General features: G+C 59.8%; 27 protein-coding genes. 11 read left to right on the top strand and 16 right to left on the bottom strand.

Annotated elements, in window-relative coordinates:
• The first annotated feature begins 63 nt into the window (after window positions 1-63).
• The 4 genes from J3361_RS07235 to J3361_RS07220 all read left to right on the top strand — a co-directional run bounded on the left by J3361_RS07235 (window position 64) and on the right by J3361_RS07220 (window position 3,344).
• Window positions 64-621 carry a DNA-3-methyladenine glycosylase I gene (locus J3361_RS07235; RefSeq protein ID WP_207963586.1) on the top strand — a complete coding sequence of 186 codons (558 nt, stop codon included), beginning with the start codon at window positions 64-66 and terminating at the stop codon, window positions 619-621.
• 43 nt (window positions 622-664) lie between these two features.
• Window positions 665-1,552 (top strand): lysophospholipid acyltransferase, encoded by an 888-nt coding sequence (locus J3361_RS07230; RefSeq protein ID WP_207963584.1) that lies wholly within the window; start codon window positions 665-667, stop codon window positions 1,550-1,552.
• 522 nt (window positions 1,553-2,074) lie between these two features.
• Complete coding sequence (locus J3361_RS07225) at window positions 2,075-2,800, top strand: hypothetical protein (RefSeq protein ID WP_207963582.1); 726 nt, start codon at window positions 2,075-2,077, stop codon at window positions 2,798-2,800.
• A gap of 190 nt (window positions 2,801-2,990) precedes the next feature.
• A complete protein-coding gene (locus J3361_RS07220) occupies window positions 2,991-3,344 on the top strand; it encodes a VOC family protein (protein ID WP_207963579.1) in 354 nt (117 codons plus the stop codon).
• Between the two features lie 60 nt (window positions 3,345-3,404).
• Here J3361_RS07220 and J3361_RS07215 read toward each other — a convergent pair whose 3' ends face one another.
• Together J3361_RS07215 and J3361_RS07210 are read right to left on the bottom strand one after the other, a co-directional pair.
• Window positions 3,405-3,704 (bottom strand): YciI family protein, encoded by a 300-nt coding sequence (locus J3361_RS07215; RefSeq protein WP_207963577.1) that lies wholly within the window; start codon window positions 3,702-3,704, stop codon window positions 3,405-3,407.
• A 36-nt stretch (window positions 3,705-3,740) separates the two neighbouring features.
• A complete protein-coding gene (locus J3361_RS07210; protein WP_207963575.1) occupies window positions 3,741-4,310 on the bottom strand; it encodes a TetR/AcrR family transcriptional regulator in 570 nt (189 codons plus the stop codon).
• 267 nt (window positions 4,311-4,577) lie between these two features.
• Between J3361_RS07210 and J3361_RS07205 the strand changes: the two genes are divergently transcribed.
• Window positions 4,578-5,366 carry an SDR family oxidoreductase gene (locus tag J3361_RS07205; protein WP_186706446.1) on the top strand — a complete coding sequence of 263 codons (789 nt, stop codon included), beginning with the start codon at window positions 4,578-4,580 and terminating at the stop codon, window positions 5,364-5,366.
• Between the two features lie 114 nt (window positions 5,367-5,480).
• On the opposite strand, the gene J3361_RS07200 is transcribed toward J3361_RS07205, so the two are convergent.
• Both J3361_RS07200 and J3361_RS07195 read right to left on the bottom strand, forming a co-directional pair.
• On the bottom strand, window positions 5,481-5,888 hold the full coding sequence (locus J3361_RS07200; protein ID WP_207963573.1) for a hypothetical protein: 408 nt from the start codon (window positions 5,886-5,888) through the stop codon (window positions 5,481-5,483).
• A gap of 33 nt (window positions 5,889-5,921) precedes the next feature.
• Window positions 5,922-6,341: an organic hydroperoxide resistance protein gene (locus J3361_RS07195; protein WP_207963571.1), complete on the bottom strand. Its 420-nt coding sequence runs from the start codon at window positions 6,339-6,341 to the stop codon at window positions 5,922-5,924.
• 560 nt (window positions 6,342-6,901) lie between these two features.
• On the opposite strand from J3361_RS07195, the gene J3361_RS07190 reads away from it, so the two are divergent.
• A complete protein-coding gene (locus J3361_RS07190) occupies window positions 6,902-7,441 on the top strand; it encodes an N-acetyltransferase (protein ID WP_207963570.1) in 540 nt (179 codons plus the stop codon).
• Window positions 7,442-7,713: 272 nt separating this feature from the next.
• Here the strand turns inward: J3361_RS07190 and J3361_RS07185 are convergent, their stop codons facing one another.
• Together J3361_RS07185 and J3361_RS07180 are read right to left on the bottom strand one after the other, a co-directional pair.
• On the bottom strand, window positions 7,714-8,838 hold the full coding sequence (locus tag J3361_RS07185) for a diguanylate cyclase (protein ID WP_207963568.1): 1,125 nt from the start codon (window positions 8,836-8,838) through the stop codon (window positions 7,714-7,716).
• Between the two features lie 187 nt (window positions 8,839-9,025).
• Window positions 9,026-9,589 (bottom strand): TetR/AcrR family transcriptional regulator, encoded by a 564-nt coding sequence (locus J3361_RS07180; protein WP_207963566.1) that lies wholly within the window; start codon window positions 9,587-9,589, stop codon window positions 9,026-9,028.
• Between the two features lie 196 nt (window positions 9,590-9,785).
• Here J3361_RS07180 and J3361_RS07175 point away from each other — a divergent pair, with 196 nt between their 5' ends.
• Window positions 9,786-10,436: a glutathione S-transferase gene (locus tag J3361_RS07175; RefSeq protein WP_207963564.1), complete on the top strand. Its 651-nt coding sequence runs from the start codon at window positions 9,786-9,788 to the stop codon at window positions 10,434-10,436.
• 81 nt (window positions 10,437-10,517) lie between these two features.
• Here J3361_RS07175 and J3361_RS07170 read toward each other — a convergent pair whose 3' ends face one another.
• The gene (locus J3361_RS07170; RefSeq protein WP_033062452.1) at window positions 10,518-10,892 is read right to left on the bottom strand and encodes a lysozyme inhibitor LprI family protein; all 375 of its coding nucleotides are present in this window, start codon (window positions 10,890-10,892) and stop codon (window positions 10,518-10,520) included.
• A gap of 677 nt (window positions 10,893-11,569) precedes the next feature.
• On the opposite strand from J3361_RS07170, the gene J3361_RS07165 reads away from it, so the two are divergent.
• Window positions 11,570-11,917, top strand: coding sequence for a DUF6124 family protein (locus J3361_RS07165; RefSeq protein WP_207963562.1), 348 nt, complete (start codon window positions 11,570-11,572; stop codon window positions 11,915-11,917).
• A gap of 101 nt (window positions 11,918-12,018) precedes the next feature.
• Here J3361_RS07165 and J3361_RS07160 read toward each other — a convergent pair whose 3' ends face one another.
• The 3 genes from J3361_RS07160 to J3361_RS07150 form a co-directional block, all read right to left on the bottom strand.
• Window positions 12,019-12,792, bottom strand: a complete 774-nt coding sequence (locus J3361_RS07160) for a MetQ/NlpA family ABC transporter substrate-binding protein (protein ID WP_207963561.1) — start codon at window positions 12,790-12,792, stop codon at window positions 12,019-12,021.
• Between the two features lie 78 nt (window positions 12,793-12,870).
• Complete coding sequence (locus J3361_RS07155) at window positions 12,871-13,533, bottom strand: methionine ABC transporter permease (RefSeq protein WP_207963560.1); 663 nt, start codon at window positions 13,531-13,533, stop codon at window positions 12,871-12,873.
• Window positions 13,533-14,540, bottom strand: coding sequence for a methionine ABC transporter ATP-binding protein (locus tag J3361_RS07150; RefSeq protein ID WP_207963559.1), 1,008 nt, complete (start codon window positions 14,538-14,540; stop codon window positions 13,533-13,535). Before J3361_RS07150 ends, J3361_RS07155 begins: the two co-directional genes overlap by 1 nt.
• Before the next feature lie 186 nt (window positions 14,541-14,726).
• Between J3361_RS07150 and katE the strand changes: the two genes are divergently transcribed.
• Entirely contained in the window at window positions 14,727-16,943 is a 2,217-nt protein-coding gene (gene katE, locus J3361_RS07145) for a catalase HPII (protein WP_279382060.1), read from the top strand.
• Window positions 16,944-17,126: 183 nt separating this feature from the next.
• Here katE and J3361_RS07140 read toward each other — a convergent pair whose 3' ends face one another.
• Genes J3361_RS07140 through zur form a run of 4 tightly spaced genes read right to left on the bottom strand, consistent with a single transcriptional unit; the run spans window position 17,127 to window position 19,923 of the window.
• Window positions 17,127-17,840, bottom strand: a complete 714-nt coding sequence (locus J3361_RS07140) for a PA5502 family lipoprotein (RefSeq protein WP_207963557.1) — start codon at window positions 17,838-17,840, stop codon at window positions 17,127-17,129.
• Between the two features lie 37 nt (window positions 17,841-17,877).
• A complete protein-coding gene (gene znuB, locus J3361_RS07135) occupies window positions 17,878-18,666 on the bottom strand; it encodes a zinc ABC transporter permease subunit ZnuB (protein WP_186728483.1) in 789 nt (262 codons plus the stop codon).
• The gene (gene znuC / locus J3361_RS07130; RefSeq protein ID WP_060739886.1) at window positions 18,659-19,441 is read right to left on the bottom strand and encodes a zinc ABC transporter ATP-binding protein ZnuC; all 783 of its coding nucleotides are present in this window, start codon (window positions 19,439-19,441) and stop codon (window positions 18,659-18,661) included. Before znuC ends, znuB begins: the two co-directional genes overlap by 8 nt.
• Entirely contained in the window at window positions 19,441-19,923 is a 483-nt protein-coding gene (gene zur, locus J3361_RS07125) for a zinc uptake transcriptional repressor Zur (protein WP_207963556.1), read from the bottom strand. Before zur ends, znuC begins: the two co-directional genes overlap by 1 nt.
• Before the next feature lie 66 nt (window positions 19,924-19,989).
• On the opposite strand from zur, the gene J3361_RS07120 reads away from it, so the two are divergent.
• The gene (locus J3361_RS07120; protein ID WP_207963555.1) at window positions 19,990-20,922 is read left to right on the top strand and encodes a zinc ABC transporter substrate-binding protein; all 933 of its coding nucleotides are present in this window, start codon (window positions 19,990-19,992) and stop codon (window positions 20,920-20,922) included.
• A gap of 138 nt (window positions 20,923-21,060) precedes the next feature.
• On the opposite strand, the gene J3361_RS07115 is transcribed toward J3361_RS07120, so the two are convergent.
• Window positions 21,061-22,011: a homoserine kinase gene (locus J3361_RS07115; protein WP_207963554.1), complete on the bottom strand. Its 951-nt coding sequence runs from the start codon at window positions 22,009-22,011 to the stop codon at window positions 21,061-21,063.
• Between the two features lie 59 nt (window positions 22,012-22,070).
• Window positions 22,071-22,358, bottom strand: a complete 288-nt coding sequence (locus J3361_RS07110) for a DUF2782 domain-containing protein (RefSeq protein WP_053126892.1) — start codon at window positions 22,356-22,358, stop codon at window positions 22,071-22,073.
• Window positions 22,359-22,432: 74 nt separating this feature from the next.
• On the opposite strand from J3361_RS07110, the gene polA reads away from it, so the two are divergent.
• Window positions 22,433-25,201 (top strand): DNA polymerase I, encoded by a 2,769-nt coding sequence (gene polA, locus J3361_RS07105; RefSeq protein ID WP_207963552.1) that lies wholly within the window; start codon window positions 22,433-22,435, stop codon window positions 25,199-25,201.
• The last annotated feature ends 21 nt before the right edge of the window (window positions 25,202-25,222 follow it).

Here is a 25,222-nt window from a genome sequence, read left to right as displayed (position 1 = left end):
GGGCTGCGATTTAAAGAGCGGGAGTATACCCGATTCGTTCGTGCGCACGCCCCCTGGAGCCTTATGCCACGCTGCTTTTGGTGTTCTGACGATCCGTTGTACATGGCTTATCACGATCAGGAGTGGGGCACGCCGCTGCGCGATGCGCAGGGTTTGTTCGAGTTGCTTTTGCTCGAAGGGTTCCAGGCCGGGTTGTCCTGGATCACCGTTTTGCGCAAACGCGAGCGCTACCGGGAAGTGTTGTACGGCTTCGACGTGCAGCGGGTGGCGCAAATGAGCGATGCGGAAATCGATGAACTGATGCTCGACCCCGGCATCATCCGCAACCGTCTCAAGCTCAAGGCCGCCCGCCGCAATGCCCAGGCTTGGCTGGCCCTGGAAGACCCGGTGGTGTTCCTCTGGTCGTTCGTGGGCGGCAAACCCATCATCAACCATTTCAAGGATCGCACCGAAGTGCCGGCCATCACCCCCGAGGCGTTGGCGATGAGCAAGGGGCTGAAGAAAGCCGGGTTCACCTTCGTCGGGCCGACCATCTGCTACGCCTTGATGCAGGCCTCGGGCATGGTCATGGACCATACCCAGGACTGCGACCGCTACGCCGAGTTGGTAAACGGCGGTTAGAATAGCCGGCTCGCAACACGGCCCATACATTCAGGAGTGACTTGTGGATAAGTTGAAAGGCGCCTTGCTGGTCGGCGCTCTGCGGTTGTTTGCGCTGCTGCCCTGGCGAGCGGTGCAGGCAGTGGGCTCGGCGATTGGCTGGCTCATGTGGAAATTTCCCAACCGTTCCCGCGACGTGGTGCGGATCAACCTCGCCAAGTGCTTTCCCGAGATGGACCCGGCCGAGCGCGAACGCCTGGTGGGCCAGAGCCTCAAGGACATCGGCAAATCCCTGACCGAAAGCGCCTGCGCCTGGATCTGGCCGGCCCAGCGCTCCATCGAACTGGTGCGCGAAGTCGAAGGCCTGGAAGTGCTGAAAGAAGCCCTGGCCTCCGGTAAAGGCGTGGTTGGCATCACCAGCCACCTGGGCAATTGGGAAGTGCTCAATCACTTCTATTGCAGCCAGTGCAAACCGATCATTTTCTACCGTCCGCCCAAGCTCAAGGCGGTGGATGAACTGCTGCAGAAACAACGCGTACAGTTGGGCAATAAAGTCGCGGCGTCGACCAAGGAAGGCATTCTCAGCGTCATCAAGGAAGTGCGCAAAGGCGGCCAGGTGGGCATCCCCGCCGACCCGGAGCCGTCAGAATCCGCTGGCATCTTCGTGCCCTTCTTCGCCACCCAGGCCCTGACCAGCAAGTTCGTGCCGAACATGCTGGCTGGCGGTAAAGCAGTCGGCGTGTTCCTTCATGCCCTGCGCCTGCCGGACGGCTCGGGCTACAAAGTCATCCTCGAAGCCGCCCCGGACGCGATGTACAGCACCGACACCGAAACCTCGTGCGCCGCCATGAGCCAAGTGGTGGAGCGCTATGTACGGGCCTACCCAAGCCAGTATATGTGGAGCATGAAACGCTTCAAGAAACGCCCGCCGGGCGAGGCGCGGTGGTACTGAGGGCCTGTTGCTTCATATGAGCGAGGGCGCTTGGGATTTGTGCTGAACGCAGAATCTGTGAACACCCAAGACCCCGGTGGGAGCCGAGCTTGCTCGCGATAGCGGTGGGGCTGCTTGCATCGATGTTGAATGTGCCGCCGCCATCGCGAGCAAGCTCAGCTCCCACAGTTTTTCCAAGTCATTCACAGGCATCGCATCCATCCCAAATCCCTGTGGGAGCGAGCCTGCTCGCGATAGCGTTGGGTCTGCCTGCATCGATGTTGAATGTGCCGCCGCCATCGCGAGCAAGCTCAGCTCCCACAGTTTTTCCAGGTCATTCACAGGCATCGCATCCATCCCAAATCCCTGTGGGAGCGAGCCTGCTCGCGATAGCGCCCCTGACAGCCACCGCTTAACCAACTGGCCCCACCCTCCTGTGGCGAGGGAGCTTGCTCCCGCTGGGCTGCGCAGCAGCCCTCGCTCCTAAAGCTCGGTCCCCCGCTGTCGATAACCCGATGTATCCGCCAATCATGGACCGATGAAATGGAATTCTCAGTTAGCTCTGCCGCTATCGCTCCCGCCAACACCAACCTCACCCGCTCCGACCAGAAGCTGGTAACCCATCCTCCCGCAGACGCCGTAAAGCAGCTGGCAAACGCCGGCCCTGCAGCGATCTTCCACCCCAGTGACGACGCCCAGGTCATGGTGGAGTCGCCAGTGGTCATCGAAACCTGGATCGGTCGCTCCCAATCGCCAGACTTCCCTCGATTCGCCGCACTTGCCGAGAGCACGAAAAACACCCTGAAGACCTCTTTCGAGACCTTCCAGTCAACGCTGTCGGCAACCCATCCGGACCTGGCCGGCAAGAAATACGGCTTCACCGTCGAGGCCGATGGCCGACTCAAGGTGCTCAACACGGCCGGCCAACTCAGCAGCGCAGACACCCAGCGGCTGACCGATTTGCTCAATGAATCCAGCGACCTGAAAACCGCAGCCGTTGCGTTCCGCGACGCCTCTATCGACATGGTCGACGCCGACTCGCCCTGGTCCGGCAGCTACTTGGGCCGCTACAACCTGACCAAGGAAAACTTCGCCAACACCATCGACTTGGCGCCGATGCTCAAACCCAGAGGCTCGGTGTCTCTCCAGGAGTTTTCGGACGGGTTGTTTTTCAACCAACTGGCCTACAAAGGCGAACGGGCGACGCGAGAGACCGAAGCCGCGATGCTTGCACGGCGTGCTGCACAGCGATTCAGCGCGCAGGCCTGAAAGCTGGGTCGACCGAACCCCGTGGCGAGGGAGCTTGCTCCCGTTGGGCTGCGCAGCAGCCCCACCCCATGAGCAAAAACACCACCAACCCCTGTGGGAGCGAGCTTGCTCGCGAAGAGGCCGGCACATTTACATGAATGTCGGCTGATGCCCTAAGCTTGCTTGTCCCCAACCAGCCAAGGAAGCATCAATGGGCATTCGCGGAAAAGACCGTCAGATCGATAACATCGAGCTCAATGTCAACGACATCGTCCGAAGCAAAGCCTTCTATGGCGGTGTATTCGGCTGGAATTTCGTCGACTACGGCCCGACCTACACCGAATTCAGCGACGGTCGCCTGACCGGTGGCTTCACGACCGGCGAACCGGTGCGCCCGGGCGGCCCGTTGATCATCCTGTACGCGGATGACCTTGAAGCCACTCAATCCAGGCTCGAAGCCGCAGGGGCGACCATTTGCCGTGAAGTGTTCGCTTTCCCGGGTGGCCGACGTTTCCACTTCATCGATCCGGATGGCTATGAGCTGGCGGTGTGGTCGGCTTCCTGAACGGCTGATCGACAGGAACGGCCCCTTTGCCACGTCAGGTCAATCAACCCAAGCACCGCATCAGCTACCGACATCCGCCAGCATAAACGCCAAGCGAGGGTCGGCCTTGGATGGGGTCACCGCCACGATGTCGGCCTGCACAACATCTTCCACGACGAAAGGGTCGCTTTTGACGCGTTCTTCCAGCTGGGCCAGCGTCACCCCTTTGGCCAGGATCATCCCTCCAGCCTGTGGTTGGATGCTGCCAGCCAAAAGGAAAACACCCTCATCGAACCCGCGCTGCAGCCACTCTTTATGCGCCTGCATCAGTCGGTAGGCTTGCTCGCGTCCAGCTGAAAATCTTAGAAAAACGACGTACATGGTTGTCCTCCTCGAGAATCATTGTGGTTGTCTGATCTAAACCCTTACTTCACCAGCGATGTCGTCAAGCCATGTACACATGCGAGCGGCCTCGCGCTGGATGAAATGCTCGTCTTGAAATGCTTGTGCAAGCAAGGCAGTACCCTGACTGAACGTCAATACATGCATCGCCAGTGAATCCGCGTTCGTTTCATACCCGAGCAGGACGAACTGTTGGTACAACCAAGTGCGAAACAACGCGAAGAGCTGGCTGGATTGGGGCTGTGCTGGATGAACGATCTTGGCCAGCTCGCTGCATAACGTGCCAACCGGGCAGCCATGGCGAATGATCTGCGCTCGGTTCGTGACCACGATAAGGATGAAACTTCTGATGCGCTCGACGGGTGAATTACTTTGGGTCTCCCATGCCTCCAACATCCCAGAAGTGCTCATCATGCGTTTCCCTATGACGGCATCCAGAATCTCGTCCTTGCTCTTGAAGTGGTAGTAAAAGTTGCCACGAGAGATGCCAACGGCATCGGCAATGTCCGAGAAAGAGGTCAGTTCAAAGCCCCTTTCATAGAACAGCCTGTCCGCCTCCGCGACAATACGCTCGCGGGTAGTCATGTCAGTCATCCAGATGTGCCCGATTGCATTAACGTGGGATTAGGACAACTGACCTAATCGTTGGGACAGATCGTAGGACGATCATCCTAATCGGTCAAGGGCGGGCAAACTTGTCAGAGAGTGACATCATGCGAAAAAACCACGAACAGGCGTAAAACCTCAATCACGTCCATGATTAAGGGCCTGCGATATTGGCGACGTTGAGATGGCAACGTCATTTCCAACTTCATTGACTTCCTATGGTCCATTCATCAAGGAGTCCCCCTCATGAACATCGACTTCACCGGACGTCACGTCCTGGTCACCGGTTCCACCAGCGGTATCGGCTTTGCGACCGCCAAAGGCTTCCTGGAAGCCGGCGCCCACGTGGTCATCAACGGTCGCAGTGAGAGCAGCGTGGAGGATGCGTTGCAACGCTTGGGCACCCTCTCTTCAAGGGCGACTGGCTTTGTCGGCGATCTTAGCCATGAGTCCGGCTGCCAGGCACTCGTCACCAAGCACCCAAGCTTCGATATCGTCATCAACAACCTGGGCATTTTCAAACAGCAAGACTTCTTCGAAACGCCAGACAGCGAATGGCAGCGCTTCTTCGAAACCAACGTAATGTCCGGCGTGCGAATTTCCAGGGCCTACGCCCAGGGCATGGTCGAGCGCGGTTGGGGGCGGATTGTGTTTATCTCGTCGGAATCGGGCGTGAACATTCCTGCCGACATGATCCACTACGGCTTCACCAAAACCGCCCAACTGTCCATCGCTCGCGGCCTGGCCAAGCGCCTCGCCGGCACGGGTGTGACGGTGAACTCGGTGTTGCCAGGGCCGACTCTTTCCGAAGGCGTTGCCCAGATGCTCCAGGCAGACGTTGAGCGCAGCGGGGAAAGCCTGGAAAAGGTCGCGGCAGATTTCGTCAACGAGCACCGCAGCACCTCGATCATCCAGCGCGCGGCGCGTGTCGAGGAAGTCGCCAACATGATCATCTACGCCAGCTCGGAGCAGGCCTCGGCCACCACTGGGGCGGCGCTGCGCGTCGATGGCGGTGTGGTGGATAGCATCGTTTAGGACTTATGCCACATTGAAAAAAAACGCCGCTTCCTCGTGAGAGATAAGCGGCGCTTTTGTTTTGGAAGCAACATGGGTGGGTTCGACCGGCTTTCGGAGTGGTGAAGGGATCGTTCAGCTCACTCTGTTTTCCATCAGACGATCCGAGCCGCCTTCGGCCACGCGGTTTTCGATCAGTCGATCCGAGCCACCTTCGGCGACACGGTTTTGGATCAGTCGATCCGAGCCGCCCTCGGCTATGCGGTTCTGGATCAGTCGATCCGAGCCGCCTTCAGCGACGCGGTTCTGGATCAGTCGATCGGAGCCGCCTTCAGCGACGCGGTTCTGGATCAGTCGATCCGAGCCACCTTCAGCGACACGGTTTTGGATCAGTCGATCCGAGCCGCCTTCAGCGACACGGCTTTCGATCAGGCGATCCGAACCACCCTCAGCGAACGTAGGTTGAACAAAAGTAGTCGCAAACGCGTTGCTGAGCGACAGAGCCAGAAGCGAGCCAACGAGAGTTTTGCCGAGAGTGTTCATGTCCTGATCCTTTTTATTCGTAGATGAAGTGAGTTAGACGGTGACGTGCAAACGGACGTCGACGTTGCCGCGAGTCGCGTTGGAGTACGGGCAAACCTGATGAGCCGCGTCGACCAGCGCTTGAGCATCGGCTTGATCCAGGCCTGGCAGGCTGATGTGCAGGTCGATGTCCAGGCCGAAACCGCCAGGGATCTTGCCGATGCCGACGTGCGCCGTGATCGAGGCGTCAGCAGGAATGCTGCGTTTGCTCTGGCTGGCGACAAACTTCAATGCGCCGATGAAGCAGGCCGAGTAGCCGGCGGCGAACAACTGCTCAGGGTTGGTGGCTTCACCACCAGCGCCGCCCAGGGCTTTTGGAGTGGCCAGTTTCACGTCGAGAATCTTGTCGCTGGAAACAGCACGGCCATCACGGCCACCGGTGGAGGTTGCGACTGCGGTGTAGAGAACGTTCATGGTGTTTCCTCGCTTGCTGATGGGTTTGATCGATTTAGGTTTGCACTAAATGTTTGCGCGCTAACCAGTTGCGATAAAGTTAACGGATGAATAATTAGCGCGCAAGATAAATTTTCAAAGATTTGTCGTTTTTTGATTAAACAATTGATCTAAAAGGAAATTTATTTTTTAGGCTGTGCGGTATCGCTAGCCCGCGTGGGCCGCGAGGTAAGCCAAGGAGAAGGAGTTTCCAGAGAAATCAGCAGGGCCAGCGCAGTGGCAGGCCTTCCTAGAGAGTAAAATTCATAAAGCAGAATGATGGGTTTTTCGATCGTTCTCACGCTCTACGCAGGAGTGCTGCCAGGGACGCTCCGCGTTCCGCTTCTGAAGGGTGACGCAGAGGCGCCACGGGATGCATGCCCACGCAGAGCGTGGGTACGATCAACGCCCGACCACCACGCCTCCACCAGCCCACACATCCTTGCGCCTTTGCCTACAACCACACCAGAACCCACCTGCTTGTGTGCCTCGCCCACGGACTCTATTGTCTTTTTTGCCCTGTCCATCATCGTATTCACCCCATGAAACGACCACGCATTAGCAACTTCAAGCATCAGGTGTTCCGCTCGACCGCAATGCAGCTCGCTAAAGAGTTTCTGGTGGATGATCCTAAGGCACTGTCGGAGAAAGGTATCGATGCTGAGCGGATAAGGTACGAGCCGATAACCCAAGAGGCACTCAACCAATGCTATCTATGGGGCTCAGAAGCCCAACTTTATCCATGGGAGGAAATACCTGTCTGGAAGAATCGTGACGGGAAAGCGTTTGATCTTTCTCTGTGGTATGACCAGGAGTTATGTGGGCTTTGCTTTGCCACGCCCAAATCAAGCACCTTGTCCATCAAGGTTGTCCTCCTGGAGGGCAAGCCTGACGCGACTCACCCTTTAAAGGGAGAAGTGGCCGGTTTAGTCTTGATCGCGATCAGCCGATATGCGCGAATGCTGAAGCTTCGCGAGATTGAGATTTTTGAGGCTGACCCTGGCGCCGTCCAGTGGTATCGGTATCTGGGCTTCGATTTCGACGACCAGCGGCGCCTTGTTATAGCGGTGAACGAGGCATAACATTAGCCCCAATTATATTGTGAGTTTTCCATGAAGGCTTCCAAGCGCACTCCAAAATCATCGCTTGCAACTCAATACCAAGCGGAGGCCCGCCGTCTGGCTGGCTGCGCGACCACTATTGAGCGCCAGTTCTTGTCGGTTAGCCTTGCCAAGGGTAAGGAGCTTGAACCCGTGGGCCGTATGGCCGGTGCCACAACCTGATTTTCTGCTGATAAAAAAACCGCCGAATTGTCGGTTCTTTTTTGGTTTCGCTCTGGGCAAAGCCAACCCAACTAAGCAACCGCCACTCGATTACGCCCCAACGCCTTCGCTCGATACAGGGCCTTATCCGCATCGTTCATCAAGCTGTGAAGGTCCTTATTACAGGCCCCCGTCGACGCCACGCCAAGGCTGGCGGATATGCCCTGAACAGGCTCGATCATCAAACCCGAAATCGTATCGATGAGCTGTTCTGCAATTTGGGTAGCGACTTCGATGGACGTATCCGGCAGCAGAATGGCGAACTCTTCCCCACCGAGTCGTCCGTGGATATCGGTTGCCCGAAACGATGAACTGATCACCGTCCCCATCTCGCGTAAAACCTGATCTCCCACTTGATGGCCGTAGGTGTCGTTGATGTGCTTGAAGTGATCCATGTCCAACATGACGGCGCACAACCCTAACCGGCTGCTCTTACATTCGTCATAAAGCTGCTGGGCGTGCTCGAAAAAAGCCCGCCGACTCTTCAGGCCGGTCAGTTCATCGGTTTGTGCGGCACGGGTCGAAATGCTGTTCGCCTGTTCCATTTCACGGGTGAGTCGAAAGGCGATTTCCAGTGCCTGGGACATTTTGTGCGTGGCCCGGACGGCAAATGCCGCAAACACCAGGATCGAAAGGGCCATGCCGACTTGTATCGGCGACGGTTGAAACAGCAGCCAGGCGGTGCACGGGAACAGCACCACGCCAATGGAAGCCAGCGTCATGTCGCGGTAAGCCGAATAGCAGGATACCGCGCTGACGGACATTCCGACGGTGAAGAGCATGACCAACGCCTGGGACAACAGATCATCCGCCGGCATGAGCACAAACGCCCCGCCGCCCCAGATGCTGGCGGACAGCACCAGCGTGACCCAGTATCGGCGCTCCCAGCGTTGCGGTGTACGCTCACTTTCGTCGCTGCGGAAATAGGCGACAAACATCGCGATACGCAACAGCGTCGATGCGGTCAGGATGGCAATCCACCAAAGAATGACGCTGTGCTCAAACCGGTCCCAACACAGCCAACTCAGCATGATGGCAGCCAAGTAACTGCCGAAAACCGCAGAAACGGACTGGCGAAACAGTTGCTGCAATCGGTCCGTTCGCACTTGCTCGGCTATGAAAGAAGCCTGGCCGTTCCGAGATCTTGGGCCATCCATTTGATCCACCTGATCGTGACGCAACGAAAACGGCGATTGTGGCACCCTGCCACCAACGCAAACAACTGAATTACACCCAAGGCCCCGATTGAACCGAAACCCCGTGGCGAGGGAGCTTGCTCCCGCTGGGCTGCGCAGCAGCCCCAACCATTCTTACAGACAAACTGCATCATCTTCTTTACAGGAATCAGGCCGGAATCAATCCTGCCTCCCGGTAGCTCAAAATCAGATCATCGAACAGACCGACATCCGCCCGAGTCCGCGCGATTAACTGAGCACCCGCCACAGCGGTGTAAATGGCCAGGGCTCTACGTTCACACTCCGCTGCGCTGCCCATTCCGGCATCCGCCAACACCTGGGCGAGCCACGTTACGTTAACGTCCGCAAATGCCCGGATTTCCCGCAAGACTTCACCGGGAAGGTCCTCGTATTCAGCGGCCATGAAGCTGGACAGACACAGCCTGTTGCCGTCCTCAAGCGATTTTCGAAAAAGGGACGGGTACAGCTGCAAGCACACTTTTGGCTCGGCATTGGCGGCGCGTATCTCGTCTAGCGCCCGCTGCACGTCCTGCCAATAGCGTTCCGCGACCGCAGCAGCCAACCCCGCCTTGCTCGGAAAGTGGTAGTAAATGCTGGCGTTCTTGATGCCTACCTGGTCGGCAATGCTACGGAAATTGATCCCGCTGTAACCGTGCAGTTGGGCAGCGGATTTCGCCGCCGCCAAGATGGCTTCTCGAGCATTTTCGTTCACGTTGCAGCCTCGTTTACCTAGTCGATGCACTCATTTGAATGCGATTCTACGCCCAGATTCGCTTGCCTGCCAATTGTCAGGTAGGGGATTGACAGTGCCAAAATATCGGTCCAGTCTTTTACCTACCAATTGACAGGCAGGTACTACAATCATGTCTTCTTCACATCCACACGCTGACGTTTCCACGGTTCCTGAAATGAAAATCTACGATTGGTTCAACGGCCCCTATCCCGCCCGCGTGCGTATTGCACTGGCGGAAAAAGGCCTGTTGCCAAAAATCGAATTCATTCCAGTGAATCTCTGGACCGGTGAGCATAAGAAACCGGAATTTCTCGCCATCAACTACTCTGGGACATTGCCCGTCCTGGAGCTGAGCGATGGGACGCGGATCGCCGAATGCACGGCGATTACCCAGTACCTGGACAGCCTGGTCGGCGAACCGACGCTGACGGGCGAAACGCCTGTTGAAAAAGGCCTCATCCACATGATGACCAAGCGTGCCGAGATCGAGTTTCTCGACGCCGTCAGCACATACTTCCACCATGCCACGCCGGGCCTCGGCCCAGAGGTCGAGTTGTACCAGAATGCCGAGTGGGGCGGCCGGATGCGCGAAAAGGCGATCAGAGGCATGCGCTATTTCGACAACTTGCTCAAAGACCAGCCCTTTGTGGCGGGCGACAGGTTTTCGATGGCCGACATTACGGTACTGGGCGGCATGATCTTCGCCTCGCTGGTGCAGCTCCCCGTGCCTGATGAATGTGCCGCACTGCGCGCGTGGCACGCCAGGATGCAGGAGCGTCCTAGCGTCCAGGCATGGCGCGCGATGGTCGAGCGTGGCGCTGCGTAGCACGGATCACAAAGAAAAAACCCGACGCTTAAAGTCGGGTTTTTTCTTGGAGTACGACGGCAAGTCCGACGTGCTTATCGGTTACTCGACTTGCGACAGCTTGGCATCGTCGCAACCGGCAGCACGGCACTCGCGCTCGACAGCCTTGAGAATGACGATGCGCGCCTCGGTCTTCTCGTTGGCACAGTCCAGATAGAGCAGGCCATCGTTGGAGCAGGCGCTGTCACGATTTTTGATCCACTGGATTTGAGCGGCTTTCACTTTTTTCTTTTGATCCGGGTTCAGGGCACTCATCGTCTTCTTGTATTGATCGTTGATGTCCTGATCCGACTGAACCATTTTCAGCGACGCGCAATAGGTTCTGTCATAGGCGTTTCTAGGGTTATCGCAACTCATCGCGGATGCCGATGCGGATGCCATTGCCAGCAACGCCCCAACCAACAAAGACTTGATCACTGATTTCTCTCCCTGAATGCCCTCTATCGATTAGAGGTCGCGGCGGGAATTTATCATGAGGGTCGTAGAACAATGAAGCAGATCCTAGGGTTCATTCGGCCCGAACACTGGGCAAATGCGGATAGAGGTTCGGGAGCCAGTGATTGCTGAAAAAGCCTGCGTCGTTCCCGCCGCCCTCGCCGAATTCCCAACCGGTCAAACGTGGCGAGGGAGCTTGCTCCCGCTGGGCTGCAAAGCAGCCCTCACCCACCCCGAAAAATACCTACAGACAAAACCGTATCACTCACTTCGCACCCCAACCGCCAACCCGTCCAGCCCGATTTACGGGCCAAAACCAAGCCCTGTTTATTCCGCTGGCGCGATCCTTCCATCAAGCTACGAATCCTTGCGCCATTGCCTACAACTACGCCAGAATCCGCCCGCTTGTGCGCCTTGACCATGGGTTCTATTGTTTTCCTGCCACTGCCCATCAGTGGTCGGGTTTAGTAGCTCGGTTAGTCATCTACGGTTGCATGAGTGTCATCCAGTCAGGCGTTTGCCTGCACTTGATGGTGGCTGTGCGCGAGGCGCCTTCGGGCGCGCCGGGTTTGGTGACTTTACCGGTCTACTAACTTGCGCACAGCTGCCTCCTTTCGTTTAGTAGCGAGATGGTGGCGGCCCTATATAGGAAAGTCCCAATGTTCAAACCTACTCCGAACCCTCCAGAGACAGGCCACGCCAAATCCAAGGCAAAAAAGCACGACGAAGCCACCAATCGCGCCTTGGATTACTACCTGCTACCTAAACCGGAAAAATCCGAAGATACGTCCCAACCGGACCAGCTCTTCACCGTCACAAAAAACGCCGACAACGAATCCCTCCTCGCCAACCTCAGCGAAACCCTGGCGGCAGCTGATGCGATGGTCAGCAACTTGGCTTTCGACCTGGAAGGCCCTCGCCGTCACATCCTCCTCGGCATCCAGCAACTGATTGAGCTGAGTTCATTGCTGGCGAATCGGGTGTTGGATAACGTTGATCCGCGATAGCCCGTGATCTTGCGGGTCTTTCCGTGACGCCACACATTTCCGAGCATAAAAAAACGGGCCTGCATTCCCACGCAGCCCCGTTTTTTCACCACCTAATCAGCTCAAAACGCCGGCAAAACCGCCCCTTTGTACTTCTCAAGAATAAAAGCCTTCACTTCCGGCGTATGCAGCGCCGCTACCAGCTTCTTCATCGCCTCGCTGTCCTTGTCGTCCGGACGGGCCACCAAGATGTTCACATAAGGCGAGTCGTTACCTTCGATCACCAGCGCATCCTTGGAAGGATCAAGCTTGGCCTCCAACGCATAGTTGGTATTGATCAACGCCAGATCCACCTGGGTCAGCACCCGCGGAATAGTCGCCGCTTCCAGCTCACGGAATTTCAAATCCTTCGAGTTCTCGGTGATGTCCTTGGTCGTCGACAGAATGTTGTTCGAATCCTTGAGCTTGATCACCCCAGCCTTCGCCAGCAACAACAGCGCACGGCCGCCGTTGGTGGCGTCGTTCGGGATCACCACGTTGGCGCCGCCCGGCAGTTCGGTCAGTGCCTTGTACTTGCTGGAATACGCGCCCAGGGGTTCCAGGTGCACACCCGCCACGCTCACCAGGTGCGTGCCCTTGGCCTTGTTGAACTCATCCAGGTACGGCTGGTGCTGGAAGAAGTTGGCGTCCAGGCGCTTTTCCGCCACCTGTACGTTGGGCTGGATGTAGTCGGTGAAGACTTTGACCTTGAGGTCCACGCCTTCCTTCGCCAAGGCCGGCTTGATGAATTCGAGGATTTCCGCGTGCGGCACGGGCGTGGCCGCGACGGTCAGGGTCTCGGCGGCGTGGGCAGAGAACGCTGCGGCGGCAGCGAAGGCAACCAGTAGTTTTTTCATTCAGCTAACTCCTTTTGGGGCGCCTGCTCTCGGCGCCTGCCAGCGAATGGCCGGCTCATGTTTATTGGCCCGAGGGCTTTATTTTCTAGAGAAATGCACAACCAGTTTGTCGCCCACGGTCTGTAGGAGTTGCACCAGCACCAGCAGCAACACCACCGTGACCACCATCACATCGGTCTGGAAGCGCTGGTAACCGAAGCGGATCGCCAGGTCACCCAAGCCCCCGGCGCCGACCACACCGGCCATGGCCGTGTAGGACACCAGCGTAATCGCTGTCACCGTAATCGCGGCAAAAATGCCTGGGCGGGCTTCTGGCAGCAAGGCGTTTACGATGATCTGCCGCGTGGTCGCGCCCATGGCTTGGGTGGCTTCGATGATGCCGCGGTCGACTTCGCGCAGGGCGGTTTCCACCAGGCGGGCGAAGAACGGTGTCGCGCCGACCACCAGCGGTGGAATCGCGCCGGCCACGCCCAGGGAGGTGCCGGTGATCAACACCGTGAACGGAATCATCACGATCAACAGGATGATGAACGGCAGCGAACGCAGGATGTTGACGATCAGCGACAGCAGCGCATAAACGCCGCGGGCTTCGAGCAACTGGCGCGGGCTGCACAGGAACAACAACACGCCCAGGGGCAGGCCGAGCAGCACGGTGAACAGCAACGAGCCGAACAGCATCAGGAAGGTGTCGCCGGTGGCTAGCCAGATTTCCAGCCAGTCGACGTTTGCAAAAAATTCCATCAGCGCAGCACCTCCATGTGGACATCGGCCGCGGTGAAGCGGGCAAACGCCGCCTCCATGTCACCGCCGGTGATGGCGAGGGTCAGTTGCCCGTAGGGGGTGTCTTTGATGCGGTCGATGCGACCGGCCAGGATGCTGTAGTCCACACCGGTTTCCCGGGCGACGGTGCCGAGCAATGGCGCGTAGGTCGCGTCGCCCTGGAACGTCAGACGCACGATGCGTCCTGGGACGTGGGCGAAATCGTCGCGTTGTTCGCTTTCGTCGATCTGCTCGTCTTCCTGGACGAAACGCTTGGTGGTCGGGTGCTTCGGATGCAGGAACACCTCGGCCACCGGGCCTTGCTCGACGATCACGCCAGCGTCCATCACGGCCACTTGGTCGCAAACGCGGCGGATCACGTCCATTTCATGGGTGATCAGCACGATCGTCAGCTTCAGTTCGCGGTTGATCTCTGCCAGCAGTTGCAGCACCGAGGCAGTGGTCTGCGGGTCGAGGGCGCTGGTGGCCTCGTCGCACAGCAGGATCTTCGGTTTGGTCGCCAGGGCGCGGGCGATGCCGACGCGCTGCTTCTGGCCGCCGGACAGCTGCGCCGGGTATTTGCGGGCGTGGTCGGACAGCCCTACCCGCGCCAGCAACTCGGCGACGCGGCGGTCGATGTCACTACGGGACAACTCGCCGGCCAGGGTCAGCGGCAGTGCCACGTTGTCGGCCACGGTCTTGGACGCCAGCAGGTTGAAGTGCTGGAAGATCATCCCGACTTGCTGGCGGAAGCGGCGCAGGCCGCTGGCGTCCAGGGCGGTGACTGCTTCGCCGTCGACAATGATCTTGCCGCCCGTGGAATCTTCCAGGCGATTGATCAGGCGCAGCAGGGTACTTTTTCCTGCACCGGAATGGCCAATCAGGCCGAAGACCTGACCGTTCTCAATCGTCAGACTGGTCGGATGCAGGGCGGGGATATCCCTACCGGCAACCCGGTAGGTTTTATGGACGTTTTGAAACTCGATCACGTAGCGAACCTTGTGGGGCGCGTTGGAAAAGGATCAGCGGTTAGCCGGGCGCGCATTTTAGCCTGTCCGTATAGAGGTTCTTAGCATTTATTTGCGATCGGACCAGTCATTTGGCAATAACGCGATCAAAGGCCATAAAAAAGGAACACAGCCAAACGGCATGGGTCACTCATTAAGCCACTCCAAATGCCCGGGTCCTGCACCTGCGGCATCGAACTCAAGAGTCCTGGCCACAGCGAGGAACGCAAAGAGGAGTCATGCCTGATGAGTATCAACAAGCCCACGGTCGACAAGAGCCAACTGGCCGGGACCGACACCCTGGACCGCGGTAACACCAACGCCAAGCTCGAAAGCCTGGAACAGTTTCGCTCCGACGCCACTGAACAGGCGCTGCGCACCAACCAGGGCGTGAAGATCGCCGATAACCAGAACACCTTGCGCGCCGGCCCACGCGGGCCCTCGTTGCTGGAAGACTTCATCATGCGTGAGAAAATCACGCACTTTGACCATGAACGGATCCCGGAGCGCATCGTTCACGCCCGCGGCACGGGTGCCCATGGCTACTTTCAGGCCTATGAATCCCATGCGGCCCTGACCAAGGCTGGTTTCCTACAAGACCCGAGTAAAAAGACGCCAGTGTTCGTGCGCTTTTCCACCGTGCAAGGTCCACGGGGTTCCGGTGACACCGTGCGGGACGTGCGCGGCTTTGCCGTGAAGTTCTTCACCGACGAAGGCAACTTCGACCTGGTGGGCAACAACATGCCGGTGTTTTTCATTCAGGACGCGGTGAAGTTTCCAGACTTTGTCCACGCGGTAAAACCCGAGCCCCATAACGAAATTCCTACGGGCGGCTCGGCCCACGATACGTTCTGGGATTTTGTCTCGCTGGTGCCGGAATCAGCTCATATGGTGATCTGGGCGATGTCTGACCGGGCCATTCCAAAAAGCCTACGCACGATGCAGGGCTTTGGGGTGCACACCTTCCGTATGATCAATGCGGAAGGCCGCAGTAGCTTCGTCAAGTTTCACTGGCGACCCAAGGCCGGGACCTGTTCCCTGGTGTGGGACGAAGCCCAGAAACTCGCGGGCAAGGACACCGACTACCACCGTCGCGACCTGTGGGAATCCATTGAGATGGGCGACTACCCGGAATGGGAGTTCGGCGTGCAGATCGTTGCCGAGGAGGACGAGCACAAATTCGACTTCGACCTGCTTGACCCGACCAAGATCATTCCCGAAGAACTTGTGCCTATCACCCCGTTGGGCAAGATGGTGCTGAACCGCAACCCGGACAACTTCTTCGCCGAAGTCGAGCAAATCGCCTTCTGCCCTGGGCACATCGTGCCAGGCATCGACTTTTCCAACGACCCGCTGCTGCAAGGACGGCTGTTTTCCTACACCGATACGCAGATCAGCCGACTCGGCGGGCCGAACTTTCATGAGCTGCCAATCAACCGTGCGATTACGCCCGTGCACAACGGCCAGCGTGACGCGATGCACCGCACCACCATCGACAAGGGGCGGGCGTCCTACGAGCCGAACTCCATCGACAGCGGTTGGCCGAAGGAAACCCCGCCCGGCCCGCAGGACGGCGGCTTCGAAAGTTACCCAGAGCGTATCGATGCCTACAAGATCCGCCAACGCAGCGATTCGTTCGCCGATCATTTCTCCCAGGCGCGGCTGTTCTACAAGAGCATGAGCCCCCATGAGCAAGAGCACATCATCGCCGCCTACAGCTTCGAGCTGGGCAAGGTCGAGCGGGAGTTCATCCGGGCGCGGCAGGTCAATGAGATCCTGGCCAACATCGACCTGGAACTGGCCGGGCGGGTAGCGAAAAACCTCGGCTTGCCGGCACCGACCGCTGGAACTGTCGATGTTCCGACGCCATCGCTGGAGCAATCCCCGGCCTTGAGCCAGGCGAACCTGCTGTCCGGCGACATCAAGACGCGCAAAGTGGCGGTGTTGGTGGCCAACGGTGTCGATGGCGCGATCATCGATGTGCTCAAGCAGGCTCTGGAGGCTGAGGGCGCCCTCGCCAAAGTGCTGGGGCCGACCTCGGCGCCGGTCACCACGGCCGATGGGAAAACCCTGGCGGTGGATGCGTCCATGGAAGGCTTGCCGTCGATTGCCTTTGACGCGGTGTTCGTGCCCGGTGGCGCGGAGTCGATCAAGGCCTTGAGTCGCGACGGCGTGGCGTTGCATTACGTGCTGGAGGCCTACAAGCATCTGAAAGCCATCGGGCTTCATGGTGAGGCCCGGCAGTTGTTGGTGGAATTGAAGCTGGAGGTGGATGCGGGGTTGATCGAGGATGCGGATGCGAGCGGTTTTTCGCGGTTTTTTGCGGCGATTGCTCAGCATCGGGTTTGGGCGCGGGAGCCCAAGGCGAAGGCGGTTCCGGCCTAAAGAGGTTTGTTGTCTGGTAGGGCGCTATCGCGGGCAAGCCTTGCTCCCACAGATCAGCTCCACAGGATCAACTCTCACAGGTGTTAGCTCTCACAGGGTCAATTCTCACAGGGTCAGATCTCACAGAGAACACATTGACCTATGGGAATTGCCCTGTGGGAGCAAGGCTTGCCCGCGATGCTTTTAGGGTTTGCGAGGTGTCAGCACCATCTGCGCCGACACACTGCGCAAAATCTGCTTCTGCAGCTTCAGGTCAAACCCCGGATCCAGTTTCTTGACCCGCTTGCTCAGCAACGTCGCCAACCACGGATAATCATCGGTACGCGGCGCCTGGATGCTGACGTCGCACTGATAATTCACCACATCGGCGGCGATAGCGTCCAATTGCCGACGCATTTGCTGGATATCGGCTATGTTGAGCGCAACCGTGGTGCTGGGTGCGCTCGGGTCGATCACCTTGGCGACCGGTTTGGCTTCGGCGGCCTTGAGATCGGCCTCGGCTTTTTCCAGGTCGGCCTTGCGGGCTTCGGCGATGGCGCTGTTGACCTCACCGGTCAGGGCCGGGGCCTTGGGCATCAACGCTCGGGCACGGCTCAGGGCGGTGGCGGCGGCGTTGACATCGCCTTTTTGCAGGTCGATCTGGCTGCGGCGTAGATACGCCTCGGCCAATTGCCGCTGGTAGGGCTCCAGCGTCGGGTCTTCGGGCGACTGGGCCTGCAAGGCGGCCAACTGACCTTCAGCGGTGGCCAGCTCATTGCTGGCCAGGCTTTGTTCGAGCTGCGCGATGGCCGGGCCCCGCGTATCGGGGGCCTGGGTGACCGGCGGAGTACTCTGGCACGCGCCCAGCAGCAGGGAAAATGCGACAAGGAGCAGATAACGGGAGGCGAACGGCTTCATTCCTGCGACTCTCTATTTGCGCAAAAAGCGAGCAAGTCTACACCCCTCGACGGGGCAGGACAAAACTCAGCAGAAACAACGCCGCGGCGCTGACCACGATCGACGGGCCGGCCGGGGTGTCCTTGAACCAGGAAAGGGCCAGGCCACCACAGACCGCGAGCATGCCCAGCAGGCTCGCGCCCAGGGCCATTTGCTCGGGTGAGCGGGCGTGACGCTGTGCCGCAGCCGCCGGGATGATCAGCAATGAAGTAATCAGCAACACACCGACGATTTTCATCGCCACGGCAATGACCACGGCGATCAACAGCATCAGCGCCAAGCGCAGGCTGACCACCGGCAAACCCTCGACCCGCGCCAGTTCTTCATGGACGGTGACTGCCAGCAATGGTCGCCACAGCGCCACCAGCAGCAGCAACACCGCCGCGCTGCCGCCCAGGATCCAGGCAAGGTCCGTCGGACTGATTGCCAGCAGATCGCCGAACAGATAGGCCATCAGGTCGATCCGCACGTCACGCATGAAGCTCAGCACCACCAGCCCGAGGGACAACGTGCTCGGCGCGAGGATGCCCAGCAGCGTGTCGGACGCCAGCGGCTGGCGCTGTTGCAGGGTGACCAGCACCACCGCCAGCAACAGGCAGCCAACGGTCACCGCGATGGCCGGGCTGACATCCAGCAGAAACCCCAGGGCCACGCCCAGCAGTGCCGCGTGGGACAAGGTGTCGCCGAAATAGGCCATGCGCCGCCAGACCACGAACGAACCCAGCGGACCGGCGACCAGGGCGAGGGCCAAGCCTGCGAGCAGGGCGTACAACAGAAAATCAGCCATGCTTGCAGCCGTCTCCATGAACATGATTGGAAGCAGAAGGGGCGCTGACCACCGAGCCATGCAGGTCGTGGGCGTGGTCATGATGGTGGTGATAAATCGCCAGGCTTTGTGCGTTCTTTCCGAACAGCTCGACGAAGGCCGGATCGCCGCTGACCTGCTCGGGATGCCCGGAGCAGCAGACGTGGCGGTTGAGGCAGACCACCTGGTCGGTGGTGCTCATCACCAGATGCAAATCGTGGGACACCATCAACACGCCGCAGCCGTGGCGGTCGCGCAGACGGGTGATCAGGCTGTACAGCTCGGCCTGCCCCGCCACATCGACGCCTTGCACCGGCTCATCGAGCACCAACAATTCAGGTTCGCGCAGCAGGGCGCGGGCCAGCAGCACGCGTTGCATCTCGCCACCGGACACACTTTGCACCGGGCTGTCGATCACCTGTTCGGCGCCGACCTCGTTGAGCGCCGCCAAGGCCCGTGCGCGATCTACTCCAGGCACCAGGCGCAGAAAGCGCAGCACCGACAGCGGCAACGTCGGATCGACGTGAAGTTTTTGCGGCATGTAGCCGACGCGCAACCTGGGCTTGCGCCAGACACTGCCACTGTCGGGCTTGAGCAAACCCAGCACGGCGCGCACCAGGGTGGTCTTGCCGGCGCCGTTGGGGCCGATCAAGGTCACGATTTGCCCCGGCTCGACGCTCAAGTGAATATTGTCCAGCACGTTCTGCCCGGCGAACGTCACGGCCACCTGCTCGAGGCGGATCAGCGCGTTGCTCATCAGGCCCCCTGGCAGCCGGAGCAAAGGCCGACGACTTCGACGGTCTGGGTGTCGACCACGAAGCCGACTTCCTTGGCGCTGGAGACGATGGCATCGCTGATGGATTTCTGTTCCAGCTCGATGGCGGCATGGCATTCGCGGCAGATCAGGAACTGGCCTTGGTGGGCGTGCTCCGGATGGTTGCAGCCGACGAAGGCGTTGAGCGACGAAATGCGATGCACCAGGCCGTTTTCCAGGAGGAAATCCAGCGCCCGATAGACGGTTGGCGGCGCGGCGCGGCGGCCGTCCTGCTCGCTGAGCACCGCGAGAATGTCATAGGCGCCCAGTGGCTTGTGGCTTTGCCAGACCAGTTCCAGGACGCGCCGACGCAGGGCGGTCAGGCGCAGCCCTTGGCGTGCGCAGATGGCGTCGGCCTCGGACAGCGCGCTGTGCACGCAGTGGGAGTGATCGTGGGGACGACTGGCAAGGGGTGTAATAGGCATGGGCAGCGACGAGTTCAGTGAGAGACGTTATTATGTTACCCGTTCTCGCCTCTACGAGTGGTCATCGTGTCCCGATTTTTTTCGCTCTTTGTCGCTTTTGTCGCAAGTTTTCTACTGATCGGCCCGGCCCAGGCCGACGTCAAGGTGCTCACCAGCATCAAGCCGCTGCAACTGATCGCCGCCGCCGTGCAGGACGGCGTGGCCGTTCCAGAGGTATTGCTGCCGCCAGGGGCTTCGCCGCATCACTATGCCTTGCGGCCCTCGGATGTGCGCAAGGTGCAGTCGGTGGACCTGCTGTACTGGATTGGGCCGGACATGGAAGGTTTCCTACCACGGGTGTTGAACGGTCGTACGCTGCCGTCGGTCGCGGTGCAGGAGCTGCCGGGGCTCAAGTTGCGTCACTTCGCCCAGGACAGCGTGTCCCACGAGGATCATGACGATGATGGGGGCGATGATCACAATCACGACCATCGCCCCGGCACCGTGGACGCCCACCTGTGGCTGTCGCCGCACAATGCGCGGGTGATCGCCGCCAGGATGGCAGCTGACCTGAGCGCGGCGGATCCGGCGAACGCGGCCCGCTATCAAAGCAACCTCACCGGCTTCAACCAGCGCCTCGATGCCTTGGACACGCGCCTCAAGGCGCGCCTGGCCGGGGTCGCGGGCAAGCCGTATTTCGTCTTCCATGAGGCGTTCGACTATTTCGAAGACAACTACGGCCTCAAGCACGCCGGGGTGTTCGCCGTGGCCGCCGAAGTCCAGCCCGGTGCCCAGCATGTGGCGGCGATGCGCACGCGCTTGCAGGCGGTGGGCAAGACCTGCGTCTTCAGCGAACCGCCGTTGCGCCCGCGCCTGGCTGAAACCCTGGTGGCCGGATTGCCGGTGAAACTGGCGGAGCTGGATGCGCTGGGCGGCTATACCCCGGCGACGGCGCAGGGGTATGAGCAGTTGTTGGAGAAGTTGGGCAATGATTTGGCGGGGTGCCTGGAGTCGCTATAGCCTGCCTGCCAACGCAGAACCTGTGGCGAGGGAGCTTGCTCCCGCTGGGCTGCGAAGCGGCCCTAAAAATCTTGCGGTCGCTGCGCAACCGAGCGGGAGCAAGCTCCCTCGCCACAAAAGCCTTGTGCTTGTCGGTTGTTACAGGGCAAAAGGCAACAACGCGTGAACCGTCTGCCGCTGCGCCAACCGCTGCTGGAACTCCTTTGGGTCATGAATCAACACATCCTGCCCGGCAAACGATTCGGCGGCGATCAACCGCGACAACCAGAACCGCACGCATGCCACGCGCAACAGGGTCGGCCATAGCTCGGCCTCGGCAGCCGTGAACGGCCGCAACGCTGCATAGGCACCCAGCAACGCCCGCGCCCGGGCGCCATCGAGCACGCCGTCGTCATCCGAGCACCAGTCATTCAGGGCGATGGCGACGTCATACAGCATCGGCCCGGAGCAGGCGTTATAGAAGTCGATCAACCCGGTCAGGTGCGTGCCTTCGAACATCGCATTGTCGCGGAACAGATCGGCGTGGATGTTGGCCCGGGGCAGCGCCAGGATGCCGACCTTCTTCAAGGAAATTTCTTCCAGTGCAGCTTCCAGCAACTGACGTGGCTCGGCGTCGAGGTGCGAAAGCAGTTTGCCGCCCTCCTCCTCCATCCAGTCCAGGCCGCGATCGGTCTTGCGCTTGATCATGTTGTCGCGGGTCGCCAGGTGCAGATGGGCGAGCAATTCGCCGACCTGGGCGCAATGCTGGGCGTTGGCCTGCTTGATGTGCTTGCCGGCCAGGCGCGGTTGCAGCAGCGCCGGTTTGCCCGCCAGCTCCCGCAGCGCGACGCCGTCGGTGGTGCGCAAGGCGTAAGGCACCGGCAGGTTGGCGTCGTGCAGCACGTCCAGCAGTTCGATGAAGAACGGCATTTCCTGCACCGGGCCGCGCTCGACCAATGTCAGGACGAATTCGCCCTGCTCCAGGCTGATAAAGAAATTGGTGTTTTCGCTGCCAGCGGCGATCCCCTGGAAATCAAGCAAGCGGCCGAGCCCGTAAGGGGCGAGAAAGGTTTCCAGCTCGGGCCGAGCCAGGGGCGTGAACACAGACATGGTTAAAGCTGCCAGTACGGGCGCCCTTCAGCGGGCGCCGGTTGAAGTCGCGAGCGGTATTACCACTCAAAGATTTTCCACGAAGGGATCAGCATATCCGGCTGGTCCGAGCGGATGAAGTTTGCATCAGTGCCGTCGGCGCGTACCAGGAAATAAGGCTTGCCGTTCTTGGGCGTGACCTTGATCGCGTACAAAAAGCCGTTTTGCCGATATTCCTGAATGGTTTTATCGCCTTCGGTGCGGATGGTGACATCCGGGTCCGCCGAGGGCGCGTCATCCGCCGCCATGACGGCCAGCGGGGTGAATGCAAACAAGCCAGCCAGTAACAGGCGATTTAGTGTACGCATGATAACCTTGTCCCTTTGTCGTCAACGGTCCCGCTATTCTAGCCCCGGACCCGCCGAAAAGGTTGATCCTGCTCATGAGCCAAGCCCCCCTCGTCCTGGTGGACGGTTCTTCTTATCTGTACCGCGCCTTTCATGCGCTGCCACCGCTGACCACGTCCAAAGGCCTGCCGACCGGTGCGGTCAAGGGCGTGCTGAACATGCTCAAGAGCCTGCGCAAGCAGTATCCGGACAGTCCGTTCGCCGTGGTGTTCGACGCCAAGGGTGGGACGTTTCGCGATGCGCTGTACGCCGAATACAAGGCCAACCGCCCGAGCATGCCCGACGACATGCGCGTGCAGATCGAACCGCTGCACGCCAGCGTCAAGGCCCTGGGCTTCCCGCTGCTGTGCGTGGACAACGTCGAAGCCGATGACGTGATCGGCACCCTGGCCCGCAGCAGCGCGGCAGCCGACCGTCCGGTGGTGATCTCCACGGGCGACAAGGACATGGCGCAGTTGGTTGATGGGCACATTACCTTGGTCAATACCATGACCGGTAGCGCCCTGGACGTGGCTGGCGTGAAGGAGAAGTTTGGCGTCGCTCCGGAGCAGATCATCGATTACCTGGCGTTGATGGGCGATTCGTCCGACAACATCCCGGGCGTTCCGGGTATCGGACCGAAGACCGCTTCCGGCCTGCTGGTGGGCGTCAATGGCGGCCTGACCGAGCTGTACGCGCAACTGGACATCGTCGCCACCTTGCCGATACGTGGTGCCAAGACTCTGGCCGCCAAGCTCGAAGAGCACAAGGAAATGGCATTCCTGTCCTACGAACTGGCGACCATCAAGACCGACGTGCCATTGGATGTCGGCCTCGACGACCTGCAAATGGGCACGCCCGACCACGAAAAACTGGCCGAGCTGTATACGTTGCTGGAGTTCAAGAGCTGGTTCGAAGAAAACCAGCGGGACGCCAAGCGTGCCGGCCAGGAGATCGTCGAAGTGGCCGATGAACAGCCCGGCGCTGCCGAGGCCAAGTACGAAGTCATCCTCGACCAGGCGCGCTTTGACGCGTGGCTGGCGAAACTGGAAAAAGCGCCGCTGTTTGCCTTCGTCACCGAAACCAACGGCGGCGATGCCCAGCATTCGCAACTCGTTGGCCTGTCGTTCGCCGTGGCCCCGTTCGAGGCGGCCTACATCCCGCTGACCCATTCCTACATGGGCGTGCCGGAGCAACTGGACCGCGACACAGTGCTCAAGGCGCTCAAGCCGCTGCTGGAAAACCCGGACAAGCTCAAGGTTGGCCAGCACGCCAAGTTCGAAACCAACATCCTGGCCAACTGCGCCATTGGCGGTGACCAGAACAACGGCATCCTGGTCCAGGGCATCGCCTTTGACACCATGCTGGAATCCTACGTGCTGGACTCCACTGCGACCCGTCACGACATGGACAGCCTGGCGCTCAAATACCTGGGCCAAAGCAAGACCGATTTCCAGGACATCGCCGGCAAAGGGGTCAAGCAACTGACTTTCGACCAGATTTCCCTGGAATTGGCCGGCCCTTACGCCGCCGAAGACGCCGACGTGACTTTCCGCCTGCACCAGGCCTTGCAGGAAAAGCTGGCCGCCACGCCAAGCCTGGGCCCGGTGCTCAACGACATCGAAATGCCGCTGATGCCGGTCCTGGCGCGCATCGAGCGCCAGGGCGCGCTGGTGGATGCCAACCTGCTGGGCGTACAAAGTGTCGAGTTGGGCGAGAAGTTGGTGGCGCTGGAGCGTGAGGCGTTTGCCATCGCCGGTGAGGAATTCAACCTCGGTTCGCCGAAGCAATTGGGCGTGATCCTGTACGAAAAGCTCGGCTTGCCGGTACTCAGCAAAACCGCCAAGGGCCAAGCCTCCACTGCCGAAGCGGTGCTCGCCGAACTGGCGGAGCAGGATTACCCGCTGCCCAAGGTGCTGATGCAGTACCGCTCCCTGAGCAAGCTCAAGAGCACCTACACCGATCGCCTGCCGGAACAGATCAACAGCCGCACCGGCCGCGTCCATACCAATTACCAGCAAGCCGTCGCCGCGACCGGGCGGCTGTCGTCCATCGATCCGAACTTGCAGAACATTCCGATTCGGACCGCCGAAGGCCGACGGATTCGCCAGGCGTTCATCGCGCCGAAAGGCTACAAGCTGCTGGCAGCGGACTATTCGCAGATCGAACTGCGGATCATGGCGCACCTGGCCAAGGATGAAGGGTTGCTCCACGCCTTTCGCAATGACCTGGACGTGCACCGGGCCACGGCGGCCGAGGTGTTCGGCGTCGACCTGGAAGCCGTCACCCACGACCAACGCCGCAGCGCCAAGGCGATCAACTTCGGCTTGATCTACGGCATGAGTGCGTTCGGCCTGGCCAAGCAGATTGGCGTCGATCGCAAGCAATCCCAGGCCTACATCGACCGCTACTTTGCTCGCTACCCGGGTGTCCTGGCCTACATGGAGCGCACCCGCGCCCAGGCGGCCGAGCAAGGTTTCGTCGAAACCATTTTCGGTCGTCGCCTGTACCTGCCGGACATCAACGCGAAAAACCCGGCCCTGCGCAAAGGCGCCGAGCGCACCGCCATCAACGCGCCGATGCAAGGCACGGCGGCTGACATCATCAAGAAAGCCATGGTTGCCGTGGATGGCTGGCTGACGGCGTCAGGGCTGGATGCGAAAGTCATCCTGCAGGTCCACGACGAACTGGTGCTGGAAGTGCGTGAAGATCTGGTCGACCAGGTGCGCGAAGAGATCCGCCAGCACATGAGCGCCGCCGCCAAATTGGACGTGCCGCTGCTGGTGGAAGTGGGCGTGGGTAATAACTGGGACGAGGCGCACTGATCCCCATGTCCTGAGGCCTAG

Source organism: Pseudomonas sp. OA65 (assembly GCF_017498305.1).
Lineage (GTDB): Bacteria > Pseudomonadota > Gammaproteobacteria > Pseudomonadales > Pseudomonadaceae > Aquipseudomonas > Aquipseudomonas zanjanensis.
Note: the sequence above shows the minus strand (reverse complement) of the source record. Positions and strands in the feature narration are given on the sequence as shown.